At 66.2% G+C, this 24,034-nt stretch carries 24 protein-coding genes and 1 tRNA gene; 12 read left to right on the top strand and 13 right to left on the bottom strand.

Features of this window, described 5'->3' with window-relative positions; genetic code table 11:
• Positions 1-11 precede the first annotated feature (11 nt).
• From BMZ02_RS02895 to BMZ02_RS02875, 5 genes are all read right to left on the bottom strand, one after another.
• On the bottom strand, positions 12-524 hold the full coding sequence (locus BMZ02_RS02895) for a DUF934 domain-containing protein (RefSeq protein ID WP_091639764.1): 513 nt from the start codon (positions 522-524) through the stop codon (positions 12-14).
• A complete protein-coding gene (locus tag BMZ02_RS02890; protein WP_091639762.1) occupies positions 517-2,166 on the bottom strand; it encodes a nitrite/sulfite reductase in 1,650 nt (549 codons plus the stop codon). The genes BMZ02_RS02895 and BMZ02_RS02890 overlap by 8 nt, the downstream gene beginning before the upstream one ends.
• Before the next feature lie 128 nt (positions 2,167-2,294).
• Positions 2,295-2,768: a DUF6231 family protein gene (locus tag BMZ02_RS02885; protein ID WP_139209125.1), complete on the bottom strand. Its 474-nt coding sequence runs from the start codon at positions 2,766-2,768 to the stop codon at positions 2,295-2,297.
• A gap of 45 nt (positions 2,769-2,813) precedes the next feature.
• Positions 2,814-3,449, bottom strand: coding sequence for a hypothetical protein (locus tag BMZ02_RS02880; protein WP_091639758.1), 636 nt, complete (start codon positions 3,447-3,449; stop codon positions 2,814-2,816).
• Positions 3,446-5,158: a vWA domain-containing protein gene (locus BMZ02_RS02875; protein WP_091639756.1), complete on the bottom strand. Its 1,713-nt coding sequence runs from the start codon at positions 5,156-5,158 to the stop codon at positions 3,446-3,448. Before BMZ02_RS02875 ends, BMZ02_RS02880 begins: the two co-directional genes overlap by 4 nt.
• A 197-nt stretch (positions 5,159-5,355) precedes the next feature.
• Here BMZ02_RS02875 and BMZ02_RS02870 point away from each other — a divergent pair, with 197 nt between their 5' ends.
• The 6 genes from BMZ02_RS02870 (at position 5,356) to BMZ02_RS02845 (ending at position 9,946) form a co-directional block, all read left to right on the top strand.
• Positions 5,356-6,414, top strand: coding sequence for a quinone-dependent dihydroorotate dehydrogenase (locus BMZ02_RS02870; protein ID WP_091639754.1), 1,059 nt, complete (start codon positions 5,356-5,358; stop codon positions 6,412-6,414).
• 50 nt (positions 6,415-6,464) lie between these two features.
• Positions 6,465-6,552: transfer RNA gene (locus tag BMZ02_RS02865), tRNA-Ser, on the top strand.
• A 235-nt stretch (positions 6,553-6,787) separates the two neighbouring features.
• A complete protein-coding gene (locus BMZ02_RS02860) occupies positions 6,788-7,627 on the top strand; it encodes a hypothetical protein (RefSeq protein ID WP_139209124.1) in 840 nt (279 codons plus the stop codon).
• Positions 7,628-7,654: 27 nt separating this feature from the next.
• Complete coding sequence (locus BMZ02_RS02855; RefSeq protein WP_139209123.1) at positions 7,655-7,930, top strand: hypothetical protein; 276 nt, start codon at positions 7,655-7,657, stop codon at positions 7,928-7,930.
• Positions 7,915-8,847, top strand: coding sequence for an HprK-related kinase A (locus BMZ02_RS02850; RefSeq protein WP_091639749.1), 933 nt, complete (start codon positions 7,915-7,917; stop codon positions 8,845-8,847). Before BMZ02_RS02855 ends, BMZ02_RS02850 begins: the two co-directional genes overlap by 16 nt.
• Entirely contained in the window at positions 8,825-9,946 is a 1,122-nt protein-coding gene (locus BMZ02_RS02845; protein WP_091639748.1) for a nucleotidyltransferase domain-containing protein, read from the top strand. The genes BMZ02_RS02850 and BMZ02_RS02845 overlap by 23 nt, the downstream gene beginning before the upstream one ends.
• A 39-nt stretch (positions 9,947-9,985) precedes the next feature.
• Here BMZ02_RS02845 and BMZ02_RS02840 read toward each other — a convergent pair whose 3' ends face one another.
• Positions 9,986-12,259, bottom strand: a complete 2,274-nt coding sequence (locus BMZ02_RS02840; RefSeq protein ID WP_091639746.1) for a S8 family serine peptidase — start codon at positions 12,257-12,259, stop codon at positions 9,986-9,988.
• Positions 12,260-12,590: 331 nt separating this feature from the next.
• Between BMZ02_RS02840 and BMZ02_RS02835 the strand changes: the two genes are divergently transcribed.
• The gene (locus BMZ02_RS02835) at positions 12,591-13,253 is read left to right on the top strand and encodes a CoA pyrophosphatase (RefSeq protein WP_245753915.1); all 663 of its coding nucleotides are present in this window, start codon (positions 12,591-12,593) and stop codon (positions 13,251-13,253) included.
• Here the strand turns inward: BMZ02_RS02835 and BMZ02_RS02830 are convergent.
• Complete coding sequence (locus BMZ02_RS02830; RefSeq protein ID WP_091639744.1) at positions 13,234-14,127, bottom strand: fumarylacetoacetate hydrolase family protein; 894 nt, start codon at positions 14,125-14,127, stop codon at positions 13,234-13,236. The genes BMZ02_RS02835 and BMZ02_RS02830 overlap by 20 nt on opposite strands.
• 109 nt (positions 14,128-14,236) lie before the next feature.
• On the opposite strand from BMZ02_RS02830, the gene BMZ02_RS02825 reads away from it, so the two are divergent.
• Positions 14,237-15,286 (top strand): L,D-transpeptidase family protein, encoded by a 1,050-nt coding sequence (locus BMZ02_RS02825; protein WP_091639742.1) that lies wholly within the window; start codon positions 14,237-14,239, stop codon positions 15,284-15,286.
• Positions 15,287-15,422: 136 nt separating this feature from the next.
• Here the strand turns inward: BMZ02_RS02825 and BMZ02_RS02820 are convergent, their stop codons facing one another.
• From BMZ02_RS02820 to BMZ02_RS02810, 3 genes are all read right to left on the bottom strand, one after another.
• Positions 15,423-15,713, bottom strand: a complete 291-nt coding sequence (locus tag BMZ02_RS02820; RefSeq protein WP_091639740.1) for an Lpp/OprI family alanine-zipper lipoprotein — start codon at positions 15,711-15,713, stop codon at positions 15,423-15,425.
• Between the two features lie 249 nt (positions 15,714-15,962).
• A complete protein-coding gene (locus tag BMZ02_RS02815) occupies positions 15,963-16,544 on the bottom strand; it encodes a L,D-transpeptidase family protein (protein ID WP_091639739.1) in 582 nt (193 codons plus the stop codon).
• Between the two features lie 12 nt (positions 16,545-16,556).
• Positions 16,557-16,820 (bottom strand): glutaredoxin family protein, encoded by a 264-nt coding sequence (locus tag BMZ02_RS02810; protein WP_091639737.1) that lies wholly within the window; start codon positions 16,818-16,820, stop codon positions 16,557-16,559.
• 79 nt (positions 16,821-16,899) lie between these two features.
• Here BMZ02_RS02810 and dusA point away from each other — a divergent pair, with 79 nt between their 5' ends.
• Entirely contained in the window at positions 16,900-17,931 is a 1,032-nt protein-coding gene (dusA, locus tag BMZ02_RS02805) for a tRNA dihydrouridine(20/20a) synthase DusA (protein WP_091639735.1), read from the top strand.
• Between the two features lie 6 nt (positions 17,932-17,937).
• On the opposite strand, the gene BMZ02_RS02800 is transcribed toward dusA, so the two are convergent.
• Positions 17,938-18,723, bottom strand: coding sequence for a TatD family hydrolase (locus BMZ02_RS02800; protein ID WP_091639734.1), 786 nt, complete (start codon positions 18,721-18,723; stop codon positions 17,938-17,940).
• Between the two features lie 156 nt (positions 18,724-18,879).
• Here BMZ02_RS02800 and BMZ02_RS02795 point away from each other — a divergent pair, with 156 nt between their 5' ends.
• Both BMZ02_RS02795 and thiD read left to right on the top strand, forming a co-directional pair.
• On the top strand, positions 18,880-20,445 hold the full coding sequence (locus BMZ02_RS02795) for a class I adenylate-forming enzyme family protein (protein WP_091639732.1): 1,566 nt from the start codon (positions 18,880-18,882) through the stop codon (positions 20,443-20,445).
• Between the two features lie 2 nt (positions 20,446-20,447).
• Positions 20,448-21,260, top strand: coding sequence for a bifunctional hydroxymethylpyrimidine kinase/phosphomethylpyrimidine kinase (thiD, locus tag BMZ02_RS02790; protein WP_091639730.1), 813 nt, complete (start codon positions 20,448-20,450; stop codon positions 21,258-21,260).
• Positions 21,261-21,263: 3 nt separating this feature from the next.
• On the opposite strand, the gene ispG is transcribed toward thiD, so the two are convergent.
• The gene (gene ispG, locus BMZ02_RS02785; protein ID WP_091639728.1) at positions 21,264-22,520 is read right to left on the bottom strand and encodes a flavodoxin-dependent (E)-4-hydroxy-3-methylbut-2-enyl-diphosphate synthase; all 1,257 of its coding nucleotides are present in this window, start codon (positions 22,518-22,520) and stop codon (positions 21,264-21,266) included.
• Between the two features lie 180 nt (positions 22,521-22,700).
• Between ispG and BMZ02_RS02780 the strand changes: the two genes are divergently transcribed.
• Positions 22,701-23,192, top strand: a complete 492-nt coding sequence (locus BMZ02_RS02780; protein WP_171909782.1) for a tetratricopeptide repeat protein — start codon at positions 22,701-22,703, stop codon at positions 23,190-23,192.
• Positions 23,193-23,240: 48 nt separating this feature from the next.
• Here the strand turns inward: BMZ02_RS02780 and BMZ02_RS02775 are convergent, their stop codons facing one another.
• On the bottom strand, positions 23,241-23,873 hold the full coding sequence (locus tag BMZ02_RS02775; RefSeq protein ID WP_216110664.1) for a TetR/AcrR family transcriptional regulator: 633 nt from the start codon (positions 23,871-23,873) through the stop codon (positions 23,241-23,243).
• Positions 23,874-24,034 lie beyond the last annotated feature (161 nt).

The following is a 24,034-nucleotide window of genomic DNA, read 5'->3' as shown; positions in this document are numbered from 1 at the left end:
AGCGGCTGCCTTCAGCCGGCGGCGGCCGCGGCCCGGCGCTGCTGCCGGCGCGTATCCCGGGCAATCGGGCCGTGCGGGTTAATCTGGTAGTAGCCGGAGAACTCCCCGAAGGCGTTCAGCGCATCCTCGATGGACCGGTCCTCGCGGACTTCGAAGGCGTTGATGCCGACCCGGGACATGTACATGAGCTGATCCCGCAGCACGTCACCAACGGCCCGCAGCTCGCCCTCGTAGTGGAACCGTTCCCTGAGCACACGCGCGTGGGAATAGCAGCGACCATCCTTGAATGCCGGAAAGTCCAGGGCGATCACCGGGAAGTGCTCCAGATCGTCGACAATGGCCGAGAGGGGGGTGTCGCCGTCGATGCGGATGCCGACACGGCCTTCATGCCGGAGCAGCGCATCGCGCTCCTCCTGCCAGCGGGCGTGGCTGACGATGATGTCGCCGGCCGGCAGCGCGGCGTCATCCGCCACGTGCTGCCAGTGGTCGTCGGCAATCGCACCGTCGCGGATGATCTTACGCATACGCCGCCTCCTTGAACGGTTTCACGCCAATGCGGCGGTAGGTATCCAGTAGCGGTTCATCACCTTCCCGGTGCTCCGCGAAGGTGTGCAGAATCGACTCCAGGGTGTCGGCAACCTCATCCTTGGGCACGGCCGGGCCAATGCGCTCGCCCATGCCGGCGTCATTGGACGAGGAGCCACCCACGGTGATCTGGTAGAACTCCTGCCCTTTCTTGTCCACGCCGAGAATGCCGATATGGCCCACGTGGTGGTGGCCGCAGGCGTTCATGCAGCCGGACATGTTCAGGCGGATGTCGCCCAGGTCGTAGAGATAATCGAGGTTGTCGAAGCGCTCGTTGATGTCCTTGGCCACGTCGATGGAGCCGGCATTGGCGAGGCTGCAGAAGTCCAGGCCCGGGCAGGCGATCATGTCGGTCATGGTGCCGATGTTCGGCGTGGCGAGGTTGAGTTCGCGCAGCGCCTGCCAGAGGGCATGCAGCTGGTCCTTGCGCACGTCGGCCAGCACCAGGTTCTGGGTGTGCGTCACGCGGATCTCGCCGAAGCTGAACCGTTCCGCCAGGTCCGCGACCGCGTCCATCTGCCGGTCGGTCATGTCGCCGGGGGCGATGGCTGGCGCTTTCAGCGACAGGAATACCGCCCGATAACCATCCTGCCTGTGGGCCTCGGTGTTGTGCCGATACCAGCTGGCAAAGCCCTTGTCGGCATCGAGCTGCGCCTGCAGATCGCCTTCACCGGCACCGGCATCGTAGGCCGGCGGCTGGAAAAAGCCGCGCATGTAGGCGACGTCTTCCTCTTCCAGCTGCAGCTCCGGGTCGTCACGCAGGTGCTGCCATTCGGCTTCCACCTGGTCGCGAAAGGCGTCGATGCCCATGGCGCGGACCAGGATCTTGATGCGCGCCTTGTGGATGTTGTCCCGGCGGCCATTCAGGTTGTACACCCGGAGAATGGCCTCCAGATAGGAGAGCAGCTCGCGTACGGGCACGAAGTCGCTGATCCGCTCGCCGACGATGGGGGTTCGGCCGAGGCCGCCGCCCACGTAGACCTGGAAACCGAGCTCACCGGCATCGTTGCGGACGATCTGCAGGCCGATGTCGTGCACGCGGATGGCGGCACGGTCCTTGTCCGACGCGCTGACAGCGATCTTGAACTTGCGTGGCAGGTACGAGAACTCGGGATGCAGCGTCGCCCACTGGCGGATCAGCTCGCAGTAGGGGCGCGGATCCGTGAGCTCGTCCGCTGCCACGCCGGCAAGGTGATCGGAGGTGATATTGCGGATGCAGTTGCCGCTGGTCTGCATGGCGTGCATCTCGACCTTGGCCAGATCGGCCAGGATGTCGGGCACACGCTCCAGCTCGGGCCAGTTGTACTGGATGTTCTGACGGGTGGTGAAATGACCAAAGCCGCGATCGTAGGTGCGAGCGATGTGGGCAAGCATACGCAGCTGATCACTGCTGAGCAGGCCGTAGGGGATCGACACCCGCAGCATCGGCGCATGACGCTGGATGTACAGCCCGTTCATGAGCCGGAGGGGGCGGAACTCTTCCTCGGTCAGCTCACCCGCGAGAAACCGCCGGGTCTGGTCCCGAAACTGCTCAACCCGCTCGTTGACCAGCGCCTGATCGAAACTGTCGTACCTGTACATAGGGTTCCGTCGTGTCCTTAAGGGGTCCACCAAGTCTGGACGCACCCTAGCAGTGGTCGGTTATACGGAAAAGGAATATTTCGCTATAAATTAAGGCGGCGCGGTTATGTGCGGGGCGGCGTGAGGGATTACCAGCGGTACTTGTCCCAGAGTTCCGGATTGGCCCAGAAGCGGGGGTTGAGCCAGTCGGGCGTGGTTTTGTACGACGCCACGTCGAATCCGTAGAGAACGCCGTCGGCAGGCTCCATCTCCGCGAGACGGGTAAAGCCGAAGGCGGTCATGTCCTTCTGCTGCCAGGTGCCGCCCAGCACGACCCGGGCGAGCACGCGGCGGGCATAGACATCGCGCAGCCGGGACAGCAGGATTTCACCGTCCTTGCGGGCCAGGGACTCGAGGCCGCCGACCAGCACCAGATCCTGGCGTCCCAGGTCGGGCAGCCGGGGTGTCGCCCCCTCCAGCGAGAGCCCTGCCGGTGCAGGGCCGTCGATGCCATCCGGTTGCGGCTCCAGGGGAGCGGGGTCGCCGATGACCAGATAGGTCGCCGGTTGTTCCTGCTGGAGCACGTTGCGCAGCATCCGTTGTGCCGCCTGATGATTCGCCATGATCTGCTGTCGGCCCTGGAGTCTGCGGGAGAGGGCGGCCCCGCGCTACTGTGTCTCGGGGCCGGCGAGCTGGCCGGATTCCATCCGCTGCCGGATTTCCTGTGCCGAGAGCTCGCGGGTGCTGTCCTGCTTGATGCCGAACATCGCCGTGTATTCGGCGAAGACCTGGTTCAGCGTCTGCCGGTACAGCTGGATCTCCTCAAGCATGTCCCGCTTATCGTAACTGGGCGTGGGCGCGGAATCACCATCCGGTGCCGTTTCGTCGTCCGATTCCGTGTCATCGGGCGGCGCTGCGGCGTCGGGCGTCGCCACCGGTTCCATCTCCGTATAGGGGCGGATGACGTCCTGGAGATACTGGTGGACCTTTTCGGCGGACTGCGGATCCCGGTTCAGGTACAGGTCGAGAAAGCGCGTGTAGAACTGCTTCTCCGCTTCCAGGAGATGGTTGACCTGTGCTTCCAGCTCGTCCCCCGTATACCCGTAGCGCTCTTCCAGCAGTTGCCGCAGGCGCTTGTCGCGGGTCTTCTCGGTGCTGCGGACGCTGTGGGCCAGGTTCTCCGCGGCGCGTTTGTCCCGCGAGCGTCGCCGCCCGCCCATGAAAACGGTCAGGATCAGGATAAGCCCGACAATAATGACGAGCTCACCCAGGATGATGACCAGAAGTAGTTCGCTGCCACTCATGCCTTCTCCGATGCAGTGTCTGCCGTTCCTGTGCCGTCAGCCGCGCTCCCAAGGGAGGGAGGCTGCCGGCGGCGCCCCTGGAGCAGGTAGAAAACCAGCCCGATGATGCCGAAGAGAATAACGTTCAACAGGAACAGCAGCCCCCCCAGCAGCCCCCAGTGGGGCTCCGCTGCGCGTGTGTCCTCGCCGAGTCCGTCGCTGTCGAAGGCGTCGACCGTGGCGCGGAAGCTGCGACCGTCGGCCATCTCGCCTATCGCTTCGACGGTGATGTGAACATCCTGCGTCGGGTCGAGCGTGTCCAGGGCAATACGCCATTCGCCGTTGTCGTTGGGTTCCGCAAACCGCAGCACCATGGGGTCCCGGTCCTCCACCTCGACCGTGATCTCCACCTCCAGCGCATCGGTGTCGACCACGTCGGATACAGGGCTGATGCGCAGCGTCCGCTCCAGGTCCGGTTCGTCAGGCAGTTCGCTGCGGCTCATGATCAGGGGCGTATCAACCACCTCGATCTGCTGACGTGTCTCCCGCTCGAACGTCTCGGACGAGGCCTTGAGCGTAAAGTACTGGGTTCCCGCTTCGGGTGAATGGGCGAGGCGGTGTACCGCCGTGTCATCGACGCGCGGCAGCTCCAGGGTGCCCGCGTCATCGGTGTCCAGCTCGAAGCGGGTGACGGCGAGGAAGTCGTCGTCGTCGATGGGGGTGTCGCCCTCGGTCAGCTTGCCGGCGAAGTCCAGCGATTCACCGGCGATGGTGTAGGGCGGCAGGGGCTCGGTGCGCAGTTGCAGATCAGTGACGATCATGACCCGGTTGTCCGGGTCGTCCGCGCCCAGCAGACCCCACTCGCCGGTGGGCGGGGTGTCCATGGTAATCAGGTCGTGGTGCGGTTCCGAGCGCCAGCGCAGGCTGTCCCCGTCGGCCATGGTGGCGTCCAGGGTGTCGCCGTCCGGTGTTTGCAGCGCCACGGGGTCGCCTTCGGATTCCCGGAATGCCAGCACTGTCATCTCCGAGACCGACTCGTCGATCATGAACGTATTGTCGGCCAACGGCACCGAGTCGCGGGGGGCCACCTGCTCGAACAGGCGCAGGAAGACCCGTTCCAGTTGATCCGCGTCTTCGGTAACCGCCATCCGGCCGCCGGTGCCCTCCGCCAGCTGTTCCAGCAGCTCCTGGTCGATCTCGTCGGACAGCCCGATGGTGTGCACGGCGATGTCCCGGTCGTTCAGTGACGGCATCAGCTCCTCGATGATGCGGCTGCGTTCGGCGGCATCCTCGTCGTCGTCAATGGAGATGTTCACGTGTCCGTCGGTGAACAGCACGATGTGCCTGGGCGCCTCCTCGGCGCCTGTGTTGTCCGTCCAGGTGTCCGCCGCCGCCTCCAGCGCCGCGCCGATGTCCGTGGCCTGCCCGCGGGAGTGTATGGCGTCCGCGACCGCGCGACCGTCCTCGCGCCAGTCGTCATCAACCGTCGCGACGGGCAGCATGACGTCCACATCGTGGGCGAACTCCCAGACCCCGACGTCGGCGCCGGCCGGCAGCAGTTCCGCAATGAGCCGCATGGCCGGTTTGCGCAGGTCATGGGGATCGGTACGTTGCATGCTCGCCGAGACATCCATCAGCACACGCACCTGCGGCGTCTCGTCGGCGAGGGCGGGGGTCCAGGGCATCGGCACGAGCAACAGGGCGATGGCGATGTATGACAGCCGGTGCAAGATTCATCTCTCCGGTACGCGCAAATGGATGACTCGACCCGGAGTATCGGCGGCATGGCGCGGGTCTTGAGTGCCGGATAGGCGAGCCGGTTGCCCGGCGTGCCATTCTGACCGAAAATCCAAGCCACGTGCCCGGCTGTCGGCAGCCGGGCGGAGCGCGAGACGGCGCCATCCGCGCCCCGGACAGGATCGTGATCATGAGTTATCGGTTGCTTCGCCGCCTGCTGTTTCAGCTCGACGCCGAACGGGCGCACGCCGTGGCCCTGTCCGGCGTGCGCGCCTCCCACGCGCTGGGGCTGAACCGGCTGATCGCTGGCGTGGTGCCGACCCTGGAGCAGCGGGTGTTCGGGCTGCACTTCAGCAACCCCCTGGGGCTGGCTGCGGGGCTGGACAAGAACGGTGACGCCATCAATGCGCTTGGCTCCCTGGGGTTCGGGTTCATCGAGGTGGGGACGGTCACGCCGCGCCCGCAGGACGGCAACCCCAGGCCAAGGCTGTTCCGCCTGCCGGAGGAGCGGGCGCTGATCAACCGGCTGGGGTTCAACAACAAGGGCGTCGACTACCTGGTGGGCCGGCTGCGCCGCTCGACCTACAAGGGCGTGCTTGGCGTCAATATCGGCAAGAACCGGGATACCCCGGTGGAGCAGGCGCTGGATGATTACCTGGCCTGCATGACCCGTGTCTACCCCCACGCCGACTACATCACCATCAACGTGTCGTCGCCCAATACCCCTGGCCTGCGTGATCTCCAGCACGGCAGCCTGCTGGACGACCTCCTGGGCGGGCTCAAGGCCGAGCAGCTCCGGCTCAGTGTGGCGTGGGACCGCTACGTCCCGCTGGTGGTCAAGATTGCGCCGGACATGAGTGATGAGCAGCTGCTGGGCATGGCGGACGCCCTGGTCCGCCACCGGCTGGACGGCGTCGCCGCCACCAATACCACCCTTGAGCGCCCGGGGGCGATCGCCAGTCACCGCCATGGTGACGAGGCCGGGGGGCTGAGCGGGCGGCCCCTGATGCACCGCTCCACCGAGGTGGTGCGGTTACTCAGCGATCACCTGCAGGGCCGGCTGCCGATCATCGCTGTGGGCGGCGTGGCCTCCGGCGCCGACGCATTGCGAAAACTGCATGCCGGAGCCAGCCTGGTGCAGCTGTATACCGGCCTGATCTACCAGGGGCCCGGTATGGTCGCCGAGTCGGTTCGACGCATCCACGCTGCCGAGACGAGTATCTCGCCCGTGGTCAGCGACGCGTACTGAACCGCGCCGTTTGCCCTCGGCGGGCCGAATGGAGACAATACCGCTTCCGCGGAGAGGTGGCTGAGCGGCCGAAAGCGGCGGTCTTGAAAACCGTTGACCCGCAAGGGTCCGTGGGTTCGAATCCCACCCTCTCCGCCATTTTCACCCTCTCCGCCATTCTCAGTTAAGCGGTGCCGCAGGTACCGCTTGTCATCTCTCTTCCCGGCCCGTCCTTCTTGCGCTGTCTGTACGGTGGCGCACAGACGCACTCTCCCGTCCGCGGACATTCTCTGAAATGTGAACTGGTTGGCGAAACGGCCGGCATCAGTGGTGGGTCCTTCCCGGCACGCCGGTAGACGGGCATAGGCTGCGGCACCGAGAGAGGGGGTTGTCCATGGACGCGAGAGAGCCAAAGGGCGCGGGTGGTGAGCGTGGCCAGTCACAACAGGCCACGGCCGACAGGGTTGATCGCCGCCGCCGGCGTCTGACCCAGGGTCTCGTGGGCGGCGTGCCCGTTGTCATGACGCTGGCCCATCGGCCCGTCTGGGCGAACGTCAATTGCACGGCATCCGCTGTCGCATCCGCCAACTCCTCCCTGAATCCCGGCTGGGAAACCTGTGCGCTGGGCTGCTCCGCTGCGTTCTGGCGCGGGGAGGGGAATGTCCGGCGGGTGGGGGACGTGGAGTGGAACCAGGCGTGGCAGGACACGGGCGTGAGCCCGAGCGCCAGTTTCGCCCGTGTCTTCCGTCTCGGCGAGATCATGGAGCCGGATGAGCTCGCACAATGGGATGACATTGCCATGGCCGATGCCGTCTCGGGCAACCTCGGGTTCGGCATGATGGACGTGGGTACGGAGGCGCTCATGCGGGAGTGCCTGTTCCAGACCGCCGCTGCGTATCTGAACGCGTCCCATCCGGTCATCGCGTCCGGGTACAGCGTCAACGGCTCCGTGGTTCATCGCGACGATATCGTCAACGCGTTTCATCGGGCCTATGAGGCCTATCGGGGCGGTGGCAAGGGGTCGGGTGGCGCCCGTCACGGGGGGCAGTCAGGCGGCGGCAGCGGTGTAATCACAGGGCAGTCACGCATCAGCTCGTTGCAGGGGCTGTCCGCCTTTGCCGACCAGCAGGGCGACCCCGGCGAGCTCCAGTCGCTGAGCGACGAGCTTGCGGAAGCCAACAATCAAGTCTGTGTCCTTGACGCCAGGAACTACGCAGGCGACATGCGGGCCTGACCGCGGACAGTCGTCGAGGGGCGGCTCGTGAATTATCGTGTCGTACCGGAATCCATGGTGACCGCGTGGGCAGGAAACCGGCTCCTGGTGTTTCTGCGTGACGAGGAAAGCACCCATCTGCTGTCGCCGGAAGCGGGGCTGAGCCTGAGCGTCCTGGTGGAGCGGGCCGGCTTCCCGCTCGGGGCCGGAGACGTAGCGCGTGCCTGGCCCGGCGGCGCTCCACCGCCTCACCAGGGGGAGCTGCTACAGCTGCTGGAGGGGCTTGCACGGGCGGGGATCATCGAACAATGTCCGCGCCACTGACCGTCTCGGAGCTGTCATCGGATGCCCTGAAGCGTGCCCTGCAAGGCCCGGGGCTGGGGCTCCGGGTCGGGCGGCTGGGCCTGCGGGTGTTCTCGTCTCTGGGGACGGTACGGCGGGGCCTGCAAACGTTGTATCACGATTATCCCGTGCTGGAGCCTGGCGGATTCGCGGACTTCCGCGCGCGTGTGGACGCGCCGCCGGGACCGCGGCGCTGGTTGCGGCCCCAGGCGCAGTTCTACCTCGGCCGCGTCGCCCCGTTTCAGCCACTGCCGCGACACCACGCGGTCGCGATGCTGGAGTGGGGGCTGAACTGGTGCGTGTCTTCTCACCTGCATCACTATCTTGTGCTCCACGCGGCCGCCGCCGAGCGGGAAGGACGCACCTACCTGTTTCCGGGCGCATCCGGGAGTGGCAAGAGCACCCTGGTGGCGGCCCTGATGCTCTCGGGATGGCGGCTTCTGACCGACGAGCTGGTGCTGCTGGACGTGGATACCGGGGCCGTTCAGCCGTTTCCGCGCCCGTTGGGGCTGAAGAATGCTGCCATTCACGTCATCCAGCGCGATTTTCCCCAGGCGGTCCTGGGGGAGCCCGTCAACGACACCACCAAGGGGCAGGTGGCCCACCTCCGCCCGAGCCGGCGCAGTATCGAGCAGGCCCGTTTGCCCGGGCACATCGAGGCGGTGGTATTCCCCCGGTATCGCCCCGGTGTCGCGGCGGAGCTGGAGGCGTGCCATCCGGCGGATGCGTTCCTCGCGCTCGTGAACCAGAGTTTCAACTATCAGGTGCTGGGCGAGCGTGCGTTCCGGCTGTTGTCGGAACTGGTGCAGCGTGTGCCTGCCTACGAAGTCCAGTACGGCACGCTGGATGAAGGCCATGGGCTGATACGGACGATCGATGCGCAGCCGCCCACGAGCTGATACGGCCGGCACCGGGCTGGTGGCGCTGCTGCGTGCGCCTGGTGCCGCGCACGGGGTGAGCCCCCGGGACTGGGAGCGGCTGATTGCCGCGGGACGGGAGGCCGGCTTGCTGGGCCGTGTGTACTGGGCGCTGCAGCAGGCTGGTGCCCTGGGAGCGGTTCCCGCGGCGCCGGCTGCACACCTGCACTCGGCCTGGCTGGCGGCAGAGGCGCAGCGGCGCGCCGTTGTCCGCGAAGTGGCGTATCTCGCCGAGCTGCTCGCCGGTGTGGTGCCGCGGGTGGTGTTACTGAAGGGGGCGGCCTACGCCCTGGCCGGATTGCCGCCTGCCGCCGGGCGGCAGTTCTCCGATATCGATCTCCTGGTGCCCCGGGAGGCGCTGGCCACCGTTGAAGCGCGCCTGAACCGTGTCGGTTGGCTGGGGACGCACCACGGTGCCTACGACCAGCGCTACTACCGGGAGTGGATGCACGAGCTGCCGCCGTTACGCCACCCCCAGCGCGGGTCCACCCTGGATGTGCACCACACGATATTGCCGGAAACGGCCCGGTTCCGGCCGGACGCCGATGCACTGGTGTCGGCGGCGCGTGCCGTGCCGGGGCACTCCCGGCTGGCGGTGCTGGCGCCGGAGGACATGGTCATCCACAGCGCCACCCACCTGTTCGTGGATGGCGAGATCCCGAACGGCCTGCGCGACCTGGTCGATCTGGACGCGCTACTGCGCCATTTCGGCAGCACTGCGGCGTTCTGGGACGCGCTCCCGGGGCGGGCACGGGCACTGCAGCTCGGTGCGCCGCTGTGGCTCGCCCTGCATTACTGCCGCCGCATGCTCGGCACGCCGGTGCCCGGGGCCTGTGCCGACGCGCTCGCCGCGGATGCGCCGTCCACCACCGGGCTGGCAGTGCTGGATGCCTGTTACGGCCGCCTGTTGCTTCCGCAGGTGCCCGGAGAACCAGGCGGCGGGGGGCGGGGCGTTGCCGCCATGACGATCTTCCTGCGGGGGCACTGGCTGCGGATGCCGTTGCCGCTACTGGCTCGCCACGCCTTCCGCAAAGGGGTGGTCGTCCCTCTCTTCGGCGACGGCGCGTCGTCCCGGCCCTGAGAGAGCACCGACGCCCCCGCGAGCCCCGCGCCACTGGCCCTAGAAGCGCAGCTGGTAACCGCCTGCGGCAGCCCAGGCGGGGGCGGCGTCCGCCACGTGGCCGGGCTCCAGCTGATACATGACGTTGAGGCGTAGCGCGCTGTGCTGGCCCGGAAGTGGCCTGTCCATGAACAGTTCGAAGTTCTGCTCCCGGCCGCTCGGGTTGGCGCGCACAGTATGCTCCGCGAAACGTACGCCGCCGTTGCCGTCGAAGCCGTGCGGAATGCTCAGGTCGACGCTGCCGGAGCGCACCCGCAGGGGCTCGCTGTAGACGAATCCCCATCGGGTATCGGTGCCGTCCTGCCAGATCGCGCCCAGCGCCGTGGAGCGTGTCTGCAGGCGGTCGAAGCCGGTGATCAGCCCGTTGGTGTCATCCACGTCGGTCCAGCCGTGCTCGTACCGGGAGAAGAGGGTCAGCGGGGGTGCGGCCCGCCATTGCACTGTCGCGCCGGTGGCGGTGGTGGTCGACCCCGTACCGGGCTGGAGCGCAGCGCTGCCGTATCCTCCGAGCAGCCCTTCGGACTGGTTCTGCTGGGCCACGTCGACGCCGATCAGCACATCCGTGACGGGGCGGATTGCTGCCATGAGCTCAGCCCGGTGCACGCGGGGGCTGTCGTCAATATGGCGATAGGGGGTGTCGCCGTCGTGGCCGGTCCATACCTGGCTGCCCAGGGTGAGGCGCGCGTTCGGGGCCCAGGCGAGAGACGCGCCGGTCGCCTCGCGCCAGCTTGCCATGTGCGCGGCGCCCGGCGCGCCGCCCATGAGACGTACACCGTCGAGCTCCGGCAGCGCCGAATAGGCCGTTGCGAGAGACGGGTCGGCATGGCTTTGCAGAGAGACCGTCCAGGGCCCGCTGTCCATCCACACGCGCATGGAATCGTAGCCACGCTGGTAGCTGTCCGGCGAAAACCCCGACGACTGCCCGGTGGTGATCTGGTAACCGCCGTAGGGCGTCTCCTCGCCATGTCGCCAGCCCATGTTCGCCAGGCGGTCCATGTGCCGGTCCAGCGCCCAGGACTCGTGGCTGCGTACCCGACCGCGCAGGTCGAGCAGGAACGGCCAGTCACCGGAGTCCACGGCCAGCACCCGGGCGAGCGCCGGCTCGTCGCTCAGCGCGTCCCCGAATGCGGCGCCGAGCTGTGTCTGCGACGCGGGCAGGGCGTGGTGCTGCATGCCGGCCAGGCTCTGTTGTCCAACTGGCTTCGTTAGCGCCGCGCGGACGTCCAGGAGGCCATTGCCATGGGTGGCCTGGCTGTATCCCGAAAACGACCGGTCGGCGGTGTCGAGAAGCCGTTGTGTGACCTTTTCCGGTGTTGCCTCCTGATCGGTGACGTCCTGGTGGTAGTCATTCAACAACGCCGCCGCTCCGGCTACGAGCCCCATGGCCGCGAACGACCCGGAGTACCGGGCGCTGTCATTGTCATTGCCCATGGCGCCGGGCACGGCGACGCCCGGAGCCACAAGAAAGCGATCACGTGCAGCGGCTGTGGGCGGCACGTCGGCGTTGGAGGGGCGCCGGTTGTTCCGGGCCACATCGCCGACAATCAGCAGATTCTTGAGTGTGTCACTGTCAAAGTGCCCGGTGGCATCAATGCTGCCGCCGCGCAGTTCGTTCCGGCTGGGTACAGGAACGACAGTTACCGTTTCGGCGCCACGAATCGCGTTTCCAAGTGCTCTGGCCTCAGCATCGTTGTCTGTGACAACGGTGTGGATGGCGAGGATGTCTGCATCGTGGTTTGTCGCACGCGTGATGCCATCAAGCATGTCGTCGGGTTTGATGGTGAGATCGAAGGCGCCGCCCCGTTGATCGTAGCCATCGGGTCGGACCACTCCGACGCCCAGGATGTTGGCATCGCGTGCAACGCCGAATCGTCGGCCTGCAGCTAGGCTCGCCACGGCGTTGCCCGGATTGACTGCATCATCCAGCGTTACACCTTCCGGGAAAGCGCCACCGTCCTCGTCATAGAGGTAGTACGAGTCGCCGTGAATGCGTGAGGTGGAGTCATTCCTGGACGTGAATTCCCGGTGGTCATTTCCGAGATCCGTACTCAACACCGCGATGATCTGGTTCTCACCGTAGTTGTCTGGTTCAACCACCGTCTCGTCGTGGAGTCGGGTCCGAGGGACCACATTGATGTGACGCAAATGGCCGTCGTCACCTTCAAAGCCGGGCAGGGAGCGGGATCCGCCACCGCCGCTGGATGAACACGCGCCCAGGGCGACGGCGGCAAGCGCCAGAGTGAGTGCGAGGCGCAGCGAGCAGGGCGTTTTCATGGGCGCATGTCTTCCGCAACAGGCGGCCCGCCGGGAACCTGCACGGCCGGACGGGCCGGGCCACCAACAGCGTTACATCCCCGGAGCCTGGCACCGCCGCAGACGTCTTCACGCCGAGTTCCATGCCCGTAATATCAAATGTGATCAACGGGCCAGAGAGCGTCTGTGCGGTAGCGCACCGAAGGGGGTGTCGTTGCGCTGCGCCGTTTGCCTGTGGGCCGGGGAGGGCAGACAATACGAACCATTCAAGCGGCAGTGCCGGGGTGGCGCGACAACGGAACTGCGTCACCGTTCGAGCGCGTTCTCGGGGTTACGCTGTGGATTCAGGACGATGGCGATCAGAAAGGACAACATGACGGACTCGCAATACCTCTGCACGGCGATCACGCGGTGCCTGCGCGATGCCGACGATATCCACCGGCCGGGTTTCCCGGTGGACACGTCGAGTCTGCGGGACGCCGCCGTGCTGGTGCCGCTGGTGGAGCGCCGCGGCGGATTGCAGGTCATTCTCACCCGGCGCAGTGAAGCGCTGACCAAACACGCCGGTCAGATCAGCTTTCCCGGCGGCCGTGTGGATCCGGGGGATGCTTCTCCCATGGCGGCGGCCCTGCGTGAGTGCCACGAGGAGATCGGGCTGTTGTCCAGCGGCGTGGATGTGCTTGGCAGCCTGCCGCGCTACCCCACGATCAGCGGCTTCATGATCCACCCCTTCGTGGGCCACGTGCACAATCCCGGCCGGCTGCGCGCGGAGCCCAGTGAGGTCGCGGAAATCTTCGAGGTGCCGTTGGCGTTTTTCCTGGACCCCGCCAACCACCAGCCCCATGACGTGGATGTGAACGGCGAGACCTACCGCCTGCACGCCATGCCCTACGGGGACTACTACATCTGGGGCGCCACCGCCGCAATCCTGCGCGAACTGTACCAGCGGTTGCGCTCCGGCGCGCCGGACGTGTTCGCGGACGTTGCAGAGCCGGTCAGGCAGCAGGCGCGGTAGCCGGAACGATCCGGTTGCGGATCACGCCGATGCCCTGGATGCCGCATTCCACCGTGTCGCCGGGCTGCAGGAATCGTGGCGGCTCCTGGGCGAAGCCCACGCCGCTGGGCGTGCCGGTGGCGATGATGTCACCAGGCTCCAGGGTCATCACGCGGGAGAGAATGGCGATGGCCTCCGGGATGCGGAAGAGCTGATCCGCCGTGGTGCCGCTCTGCTGCCGCTCGCCGTTGACGTCGCACCACAGGGTCAGATCGTGAGGGTCGGCGATGGCGTGGCGGTCGGCGATGACCGGCCCCATCGGGCAGCTTCCGTCCAGGCTCTTGCCGAGGAAGAACTGCTTGTGGCGAAATTGCAGATCCCGCGCCGAGAGGTCGTTGACAACGGTGTAGCCGAAGACGTGCTCCAGGGCCTGTTCCTCGGGGATGTTGCGCCCACCGCGGCCGATGACGACGCCCAGTTCCACTTCCCAGTCGAGCTGGGTGGTGAGGGTGGTGTCGAGCGGGATGTCCGTGTACGGGCCGGTGACGCTGCTGGTGGCCTTGGTGAAGACCACCGGGTGATCCGGGCGCTGGAGTTCCTGCCCCTTGGCGCGCTGGGATTCGGCGGCGTGATCGGCGTAGTTCAGGCCGAGGCACATGACGTTACGCGGCGGCCGCGGCAGCGGCGCGACCAGCTGGATGTCCTCCTTGCGCCAGTCTTCACCGTGACCGGCCTGCAACTGCTCCGTCTGCCACTGGCGTGTTTCGGTGTCGGCACGGATGAAGTCGAGGAGGGTGGCGGACCAGCCGCGGCTGCGTGGCGCCAGCAGCGCGGAATCGCCGCTGAAGATGCCCCAGCGCTCGGAAATGCCGTCGTGAACTGATACATAGTGCATGGGGGCTACGCTCCCGGGTTATGCTCCGACGATGGTGTCGGAGTATACTGGACACTGGATTCACTGTGGATTACCGCAGTCAAACGCATGACATGTCGTGGAGAATTGCATGGTCTCTGGCCGCGCCCTGAGTCAATGGATGGTTGCTTTGGCGTTGTGTTCCCTCCTGAGCGGCCCGGCCGTGTCCGATGACACGCTCGAAGGCGACTCCGTGGGCGAGAGTGATGCCGAGCGTGACGACGACGCCGACCGGATCTCGAACGACAGGAATGTCTACGAGCTTCCGGATGCCGATGTGGATGTTGTCGGTGAGGTGAAAACCGTCATGGCGCGCCGGGAAGACACGCTGCTCAGCATCGCCCGTCAACACGGTGTCGGCTACGAGGAGATCCGCCGTGCGAACCCGGGTGTGGACGTCTGGCTGCCTGGCGAGGGCACGCCGGTGACCATTCCGACGCGGTTCGTGCTGCCTCCCGGCCCCCGGGAAGGGATCGTGGTCAATCTCCCCGAGATGCGCATGTATTACTACCCGGAGCCGGACGCGGACGGCAACCGGGTGGTGGAGACGTATCCGATCAGCATCGGCCGCATGGACTGGTCCACGCCCATTGGCGAGACGGAAGTGACCATGCGCCTGGAGGACCCGGCCTGGTTCCCGCCGCAGTCCGTGCGGGAGCGGGCGGAATCCGAGGGCCGGGCACTGCCGCGGCGCGTGGACCCGGGGCCGGACAATCCCCTGGGGCGGTACGCGATCGGCCTGGATGTGCCGGGATACTTCATTCACGGAACCAACCGGCCCGCCGGAGTCGGGATGCGTGCCACGCATGGCTGCATTCGCATGTTTCCCGAAGACATCGAATCCATCGTCTACCGGGTGAACCGCGGCACCAACGTCCGCATTCTGAACCAGCCGTTCAAGGCTGGCTGGTCCGAGGCGGGTGACCTCTACCTCCAGGCCTACCCGAGCCTGGACGAGGATGAGGACGAACTCGCGCAGAAGGGCGTGACACCGGTGGTCGAGGTGGTGGCCGAGCGGCTGCGGGAACGGGCCGCTCGGGTGGATTACCCGCGCCTCAAGGAAGTGGCGGCCGAAGCCAGCGGGCGTCCGAAATCAATTACCCGTGAGTCTGCCAGCGAGGAGCTTGCGAAGGCCGACTGAGGGGCGAAGGTCGGCAGAGGCGTTGGCGTGCCGTTCCTGAACGGATGGCAGAGCGGTTGTCCGGATTGCCGGACCGATGCCATAGACAAAAAAAACCCCGCCAGCGGCGGGGTTTTTTTAGGAGAAGACGTGCCAGTTACTTCTGCATGGACTCTTCGAACATGCGGTCGATCTTCTCGTCGAGCTCTTCGATCCGCTCTTCGTTACGGTTGGCCTTGTACTCGGCTGCCTTGGCGGTGCCTTCGGCTTCCAGAGCAGTCTCGCGAGCCTCGTTGGCCACGTCCAGCGCTTCGCTGGCCTGGGCCTGGGCATCTTCGACCATCTGGCGGGTCTCGGCGTCATCACCCTGAGCGGCGCAGCCGACGAGGACGCCCATGGACACACCAAGCGCGGAGAGCTTCAGCAGAGATTTAAGGCTGTGCGACATCTTTTTTACTCCTTTCGCGTTGTTGTCTTGCCGAACAGCTTGAACGGCAATCGCTGGTCATTCTAGAGCCATTGCGACGTTAAATAAACTCACGCCGCTATGGCCGTTCCACTGTCTGACACAAAACTTTCAACCAAAAAGAGGGTGACCGCTTTACGCGACCCTCAAGCGCAATCCTAACAGCGGTGGATACACCATGCGCGGTGTTGTGGATCGGCGACAAAGGCGCGCGGGGGCTGTCGCTGGACGTCAACGCTCGTATGACGGAATGAGTGCGGTGATGTCCTTCTCGGCGGTGATCACGACGCGGGTGCCCACGTCGACGAACTCGGCGAGCTTGTCCATTTCCTCGTTGGTGACCGCCACGCAGCCCTGGGTCCAGTTGGCACGGTTGTGCAGATCCCGGTCGCCATTGCCGATCCCGTGGATGCCGATGTGGCCGCCGAGGGCCGTGCGCTGCGGGGGCAGTCGCCGGTCACGCACGGCGTCGATGATGGAGAAGAACTCCTCCTGCTCCATCAGCCCCTGGTTATAGGCCATCCGGGCGTGGCTGAAGTGGGGGAAATCCAGCCCGAAGAAGAGGTGGAAATCGCTGTCCTCGTTGATCCAGGCAACCCGGAACTCGCCCAGGGGCGTGGTGCGGTCGCCTCGCTGGCGCAACTCGGACACGCCGCCGCGGCCGATGGCGATCCGCGGCAGGTGCAGTGCTTCGTAGCCGTCCTCGAACACCCGGATCTCCTGACGCTGGGTGTCAACGAGTATCCATGCGTCGCTTGCGCTGGCGGTGGCCGAAGTGAGCAGAAAGAGCAGTGCAGTCAGCAGCCGGGTCATTGATCCAGGTACCTAGTCCAGGGTCAGAACGTCTTCGGTTGAAAACGGCCAGTCCAGTTCACGCCCGTCGCGGCGCCGACGGAGAACCGGGATCCGTTCGCCGTATTCAGCCATGAGATGTTCATCATGGGCAATATCGATCTCCTCTACCGTGACACCGTCCACAGGGAGGACGTCGAAAAGCAGTCTTGCCGCATCCTCGCACAGGTGGCAGCCGAGGGTGCCGTAGAGAACGAAGGGAGGGCGGTGGTTCTGATCCGGTTGTTCGTCTACCATGCGGTTCCTGTTACCACGCGCGTGCCCGGGAAAGCGCTTCAACCATAACAGCGACTGCCCCCGGCGGGAATACGGATCCATGACCCGACCCACACAGCCCGACCACCAGACCGCACCGGAGGCCGCCATTGACCGGCGCCTGAGTGTGGCGCCGATGATGGACTGCACGGACCGGTATGCCCGCTTCCTGCTGCGGCTGGTGACCGGCAAGACGCTGCTGTACACCGAAATGGTGCCTGCCGCGGCGATCGTCCACGGCCGGGTTGACCTGTTCCTGGCATTCGACCCGCGGGAGCATCCCGTGGCGATCCAGTTTGGCGGCTCCGACCCGCGGGAACTGGCCGAGTGCGCCCGCTGGGCGCACCGTTACGGTTACGATGAAGTCAACCTGAATGTCGGCTGTCCCAGTGACCGGGTCCAGTCGGGGCGCTTCGGCGCCTGCCTGATGGCCGAGCCCGATCGCGTCGGGGACTGTGTCGCGGCCATGGCCGATGCCTCGCCGCTGCCGGTGACCGTCAAGACCCGTATTGGCATCGACAACATGGATTCCTGGGCGTTTCTGCGGGACTTCGTCGGGGCCGTGGCGGAGCGCGGTTGCCGGAGCTTCACCATTCATGCCCGCAAGGCGTGGCTGCAGGGGCTGAGCCCGAAGCAGAACCGCGAGATCCCGGCACTGGACTACGACCGTGTCTACCAGCTCAAGGCGGCATTTCCCGACCTTGAGATCGCCGTGAATGGCGGGGTCACTTCGGTGGATGCGGCCTGTGCGCATCTGCAGCGGGTGGATGGTGTCATGATCGGTCGCGAGGCCTATCACAACCCCTACATGCTGGCGGACGCGGATCGGCGGATTTTCGGCGCAGAGGGCGGGCCGCCGTCGCGCCGGGACGTTCTGGATGCCTACCTGCCGTTCGTGGAGGAGCAGATGCGCCAGGGTGCGCCGCTCAATGCCATGAGCCGCCACGTGCTCGGGCTGTTTCAGGGGGTGCCCGGGGCGCGGGCGTGGCGCCGTTACATCAGTGAAAACGCGCACCTGCCGGGCGCCGGGCCGGACGTTCTGGAGGCGGCTGCGGCGCGTGTCCAGGACGGGGGGCACCGCGCAGCGGGCTAACCGCGCCTAGAGGCGAAAGAAACGCCGCGCATTCGCCGTGGTGGTCGCGCTCACCACCTCCACCGATTCCCCGCGATGGTGCGCGACGGCGGCCGCGATGTGCGGCAGGAACGCCGGCTCGTTCCGCCCCTTGTCGGGTTTCGGGCGCAGATCCCTGGGTACCAGGTAGGGGGCGTCGGTTTCGATCATCAGCCGCTCCGCCGGGATATCACCCACGATCTCCTGTAGCTCCCGCCCGCGGCGTTCGTCGCAGAGCCAGCCGGTGATGCCGATGTGCAGGTCCATGTCCAGGTAATCCCACAGTGCCTGCCGGGTATCCGTAAAGCAGTGAACCACTGCGTCTACCAGGTGGTCGCGGTATTCCGCGAGAATGGCGCGCAGGCGGTCGTGGGCGTCACGCTGATGGATGAATACCGGCAGCCCCAGTTCCGCGGCCAGCTCGAGCTGCCGCGTGAATGCCGTTTCCTGGGCGGGGCGGGGCGAGAAGTCCCGGTTGAAGTCAAGCCCGGTTTCACCGATGGCCACCACGCCCGGTGACTGCGCCAGTGCCCGCAGGGTGGTGGCGGCATCCTGACCGTACCCCTTGGCCCCGTGGGGGTGCACGCCGGCCGTGGCGTACAGCGTGTCCGTGTGCTCCCGGGTCAGCGCTTCCGCCTTCTCGCTCTCCCGGGCGCTGGTGCCGGTGACGATGAGCGCCTCAAGTCCCGCCTCGCGGGCACGGGTGATGACCGCGTCGCGGTCCGCCTTGAAAGCGTCGCTGGTGAGATTCACGCCGATGTCGATGAGACTCATGCAAGGCCCCTGCTCCGGTTCGCGGGCCGCGTATTATGGCGTGGATCCGGCGCTCTGTCAGGCCGGGGGCCGTTTGGCTCCGGACCAAGACCTGTACAATGGGGTGACGCGCGGTTCACCAGCAGTACCGTTCCCGACAACAACCGAGGATTTGGCATGTCGCAGCAGCCCGATTACGACACCATGGCAATGAACTGGATCGGCGACTGGGCAGGTCGCAGGGCGGCGCTGACCCCCCACCGGCCCGCGATTCTGGATGCCGACAGTGACACGCGGCTGAGCTATGCGGACGTGAACGCCCGCGCCAACCGGGTTGGGGCATGGCTGCTGGACGAGGGCGGCCTGGGCAAGGGTGACGCGATCTGCATCGTGACCCGCAACCGCGTCGAGGCGCTGGACCTCTACATGGCCTGCGGCAAGATCGGCACCATCCTCGCGCCCCTGAGCTACCGGCTTCGCCCCCGCGAGCTCAATGACCTGCTTGAGCGCATTCAACCCCGCGCGTTTGTTTACGAGGACGTCTTCGATTCCCTGGTGGAGGCGCTGGAACTGCCTGACTCCGTCGCTACGCGGGTCCGCATTGCCGATGGTGACGATAACGGTTTTCAACCGCTGCTGGTGCATCCGGAACGGGAGGTGAATACACCGCTGGCCCAGGCCGACCCGTTTCTGTATATCCATACCGGGGGCACCACGGCGACTCCCAAGGTCTGCATCGTGCCGCACCGGCAGATGCTGTGGAACGCGCTGGACATGATCGTCACCGGTGGCACGCTCATGGAGCAGCGCCAGCTGATCACCTTCCCGCTGTTCCACGTGGGCGGCTGGAACTCGTTGACGCCGGTCTTCCACGCCGGCGGCTACTCCGTGCTCACGCGGCAGTTCGACCCGGGTCAGGTGCTGGACGTGATCGAAGGCGAGGGGATCACCAACTTCGGCGGTGTGGAGGCGATGCTGCGCTTCATCGCCGAGCACCCGCGCTTCCCCGAGGCGGACCTCTCCTCGGTGACCGGCATCACCAGCGCCGGCGCGCCCTGCTCCTCGGAGGTGATGGACCCGTTCTATGCCCGCGGTATCCCGGTGGTCCAGGCCTACGGGCTCACCGAGGCCGGCCCGTCCAATTTCATGTACGGCGGCATTGACCAGGAACTGGAGACCATCCGCGCTCACAACCGCAGCATCGGCACCAGCATGATCCATTGCGACTTCCGCATCGTCGATCAGGAGTCGGGCGAGCCGGTCTCCACGGGCGAGGTCGGGGTGCTGCACATGCGGAGCCTGCACAATTTCGGTGGTTACCTGGGCCAGCCGGACCGCACCCGCAAGGCGCTTCTCGATGATGGCTGGGTGGATAGTGGCGACCTGGCCGTACAGGACGAAGAGGGCAACGTGCGCATCATGGGGCGCGCCGACAACATGTTCATCAGCGGCGGCGAGAACGTCTCCCCGGAGGAGATCGAGACCGTCCTCCAGGAACATCCGGCCGTCGCCCAGGTCTGTGTGGTAGCCATGCCGGATCAGCGCTGGGGGCAGGTCCCGGTGGCCGCCGTCGTCCCCACGGAGACGGCGGGCGGAGACATCGAGGCGGATCTGCGGACCCACTGCCGCGAGCATCTGGCAGCGTTCAAGGTGCCGTCCCGGTTTGCCGTGGTGGACAGTATTCCCGTTACCGGTGCTGGCAAAATCGACCGTAACTCACTGGGCAAGCAACTGGACTCCTGACCATGGGAACGCAGACGCACGGGCGCGTCCTCATCATCGCGGGTTCCGATTCCGGCGGCGGCGCCGGTATTCAGGCAGACATCAAGGCGGTGACAGCGCTGGGTGGGTACGCCATGACGGCGATTACGGCGCTCACCGCCCAGAACACCGAGGGCGTGCACGACGTCCACCCGGTCCCGTCCCCCTTTCTGCGATGGCAGATCGACGTGGTGGTGGAAGACCTGGGCGTGGATGCCATCAAGACGGGGATGCTGCACGATGCCGACACCATCGACTGCGTGGTGGACCTGATGCGGGCGTCGGGCGCCGGTGTGCCACTGATCGTGGATCCGGTCATGGTGGCTCAGAGTGGTGCCAGCCTTCTCGACTCCGGCGCCGTGGGCGCGATGGTGGAGCGGTTGCTGCCCCACGCGGCCCTGCTGACACCGAATCTCCCCGAAGCGGAGGCATTGCTGGGGCGTGCAGTCCCGGATGAGGCAGCCATGGAACAGGCTGCCCGGGATCTGCAGGCCATGACCGGCGGCGCGGTATTGCTCAAGGGAGGGCACCTGCCCGGTAATGCGTTGCGGGACGTGCTCATCGGCCCCGACGGGCGCACACGGCGGTTTCAGCACGCCCGCATTCACACCCGGCATACACACGGCACCGGGTGCACGCTTGCGTCGGCCATCGCCACCGGCATCGCCCAGGGAATGCCGCTCGACCACGCGGTCGCCAGGGCCCGGGACTACCTGCTCGAGGCGATCCGCACCGCGCCCGGGCTGGGTGCCGGTGGCGGTCCGGTGAACCACTGTCACACCGTTCGCGGCGGCTGAGCGTCAGCCGCTGGATACGTCGCTGGAGACGGTTCCGCTACCATACCGGCGTTCCACGTAGCGCTCGATGACGGCCTTGAAGTCATCCGCCACGTGGTCGCCCTTGAGGGTGACCGTCTTCTCGCCGTCCTCGTACACGGGTGCTACCGGCCGCTCACCGGTGCCCGGGAGGCTGATGCCGATGTTGGCGTGCTTGCTCTCGCCCGGGCCGTTCACCACGCAGCCCATGACCGCCAGGCTCATCTCCTCGACACCCGGGTAGTGACGCCGCCATTCAGGCATGCGATCGCGGACGTAGGTCTGAATCTCGCCCGCCAGTTCCTGGAAGACGGTGCTGGTCGTGCGGCCACAGCCGGGGCAGGCCGCCACGAGCGGCGTGAACGCCCGCAAGCCCATGGTCTGCAGCAGTTCCTGGGCGACCTGAACCTCGGTCGTGCGCGCCTCTCCCGGCTCGGGCGTCAGCGACATGCGAATGGTGTCGCCGATGCCCTGCTGCAGGAGAACGGCCAGCGCGGCCGAGGAGGCGACAATGCCCTTCGAGCCCATGCCGGCTTCTGTCAGGCCCAGGTGCAGCGGGTATTCACAGCGGCGGGAGAGGTCCTGGTAGACCTCGATCAGATCCTGCACGCCGCTGAGCTTGCAGGAAATAATGATCCTGTCGTGGCCGAGCCCGATCTCCTCCGCGCGTTCCGCGCTCTCCAGCGCGGAGACGATCAACGCCTCTTTCATGACATCGCGGCTGTCCTGGGGCTGCTTTGCCGCGGCATTGTCGTCCATCATGCGCGCCAGCAGGTCCTGATCCAGGCTGCCCCAGTTCACGCCGATGCGCACCGGCTTGTCGTAGCGGCAGGCGGTCTCGATCATCTGCGCATACTGCGTATCGCGACGGGCGCCACGGCCCACATTGCCCGGGTTGATGCGGTACTTGGCCAGGGCCTCGGCGCAGGCCGGGTGGCGCTCCAGCAGCTTGTGCCCGTTGAAGTGGAAATCCCCCACCAGCGGTACATCCAGGCCCATCGCCTCGAGCCGGTCACGAATATGGGGGACGGCTTCCGCGGCCTCCTCGGTATTCACGGTGATACGGACCAGTTCCGAGCCGGCGCGGGCGAGATCCGCCACCTGAATGGCCGTGCCGACCTCGTCGGCCGTGTCGGTATTGGTCATCGACTGGATCACGACCGGGGCATCGCCCCCCACGACCACGTCGCCGATGGACACGGGAACCGTTCTGCGCCGCTTGGGCTGCTGATCTTCAACCATGGATTGTCGACATCAGTTGCTTTGGAAGGAACGGATTCCGGCGGACAGCCACGGCCCCGACTGTGTTACCGTGCCGCGGTGCGGGAGCCGGTGCGCGATTCCGTGACGCTCTCCGTATCCGGCCCGTCCGGGCCGCGTTAATCTCAGTCCGCAATGATACAGAAGATGCAGGGGTTTGCCATGGACAGGACAGTGACACAGGGATGCCGTGGGGGCGTTGCTGCCATTGTGCTCGTGCTGACGGCAACGGGCTGCGCCGTGGTGGGTGGCGATGACCGGCGTGAAATCCTTCGCCTGAACCATGAGGCGCTGGAAGCGGAGATGGAAGGCGATGACGCCGCCGCGCGCGAGGCCTATCGTGCGCTGCTGGAGCTGGACCCGGAGCGCCCCCGGGCGTGGTTTCAGCTTGGCAACATCGAGGCGGGCAAGGGAGAGCTGGACCAGGCTGTCGCGGCGTACGAGAAGGCGCTGAACCTTGACCCGGATTACCAGGAAGCGCGCTACAACCTTGGCCTGGTGTACTTTCGCAAGGGGGCGGAGACGCTGGAGGCTGCCAGGGATGCCATGCCGGAGGACAGCCACAGCCACTCGACGGATGTCTATCTGAGCTGTCTGCTGGCGCGGGTGGTGCGCAATCCCGACATCGACGTGCCGTGCCCTGATCTGCCCTGACCCGACCCGGAGGTCAGCGGCGCGCGCAGAGGCGCCGGACGCCGTACGTCACGGCGTGCCCAGAGCCGCCGCGCCGCAGAGTTGGTCATCCGGCATAAGCCCGCCGCGGATGAAGGCGACGGCGGCTTCCATGACGTCGTCGGGCGGCATGGTTCCTTCCCATACCGCGTAACGCAGCCCGAGAAACGATCCCATGCCCATGAGCGCCCAGGCCTGGCCGTAGGCTGAGCCGGGGCGAACCTGTCCCTCGTCCTGGGCACGCTCCAGGCGTGCCGTGTAGACGCGGGCCATCTGTTCGTAATACTCGCGATAGATGGATTCGTCGATGAACTGTGACTCCAGCACCACGCGGTAGAGATTCTTTTCCTCCATGGCGAAGCGCAGAAAGGCCTCGAGACCCACACGCTCGATCTCCACCCGATCAGTGATGCCGTGGGTTGCGCGCGTGAGGGTATGGCGGAGCTTGCGGTTCATGAACCGGACCAGCTCGCGCAGGATCTCTTCCTTGGAGTCGTAGTAGATGTAGAACGTCCCCTGGGCGACGCCGGCCCGGCGGGTGATGCTGCTGACCGAGGCCGAGTGAAAGCCCTTTTCGCCGAACTCCGACTCCGCGGCGGAGAGGAGTCTCTGGCGTGTCTGCTCGCCTCTGGCGGTTACGGGCTTTCGGGTTGCTTTGGCCAATGCTGCATCCTCTGGTATAGGGAGTCGCTCCGTCGACGACCGTCACGTGAACCAGCAGAACCGTATGGAAGCGCAGACGCGCTGTCAAACCGCTGCCGGTGTTGCAATGATACATGGCTCAATCGTCAACTGGCAGGGGCAGCGCACGGCCGCCCGCGCCG

The sequence above is a fragment of the Aquisalimonas asiatica genome (genome assembly GCF_900110585.1).
GTDB classification, from domain to species: domain Bacteria; phylum Pseudomonadota; class Gammaproteobacteria; order Nitrococcales; family Aquisalimonadaceae; genus Aquisalimonas; species Aquisalimonas asiatica.
This window is presented reverse-complemented; position numbering and strand designations above follow the sequence as displayed.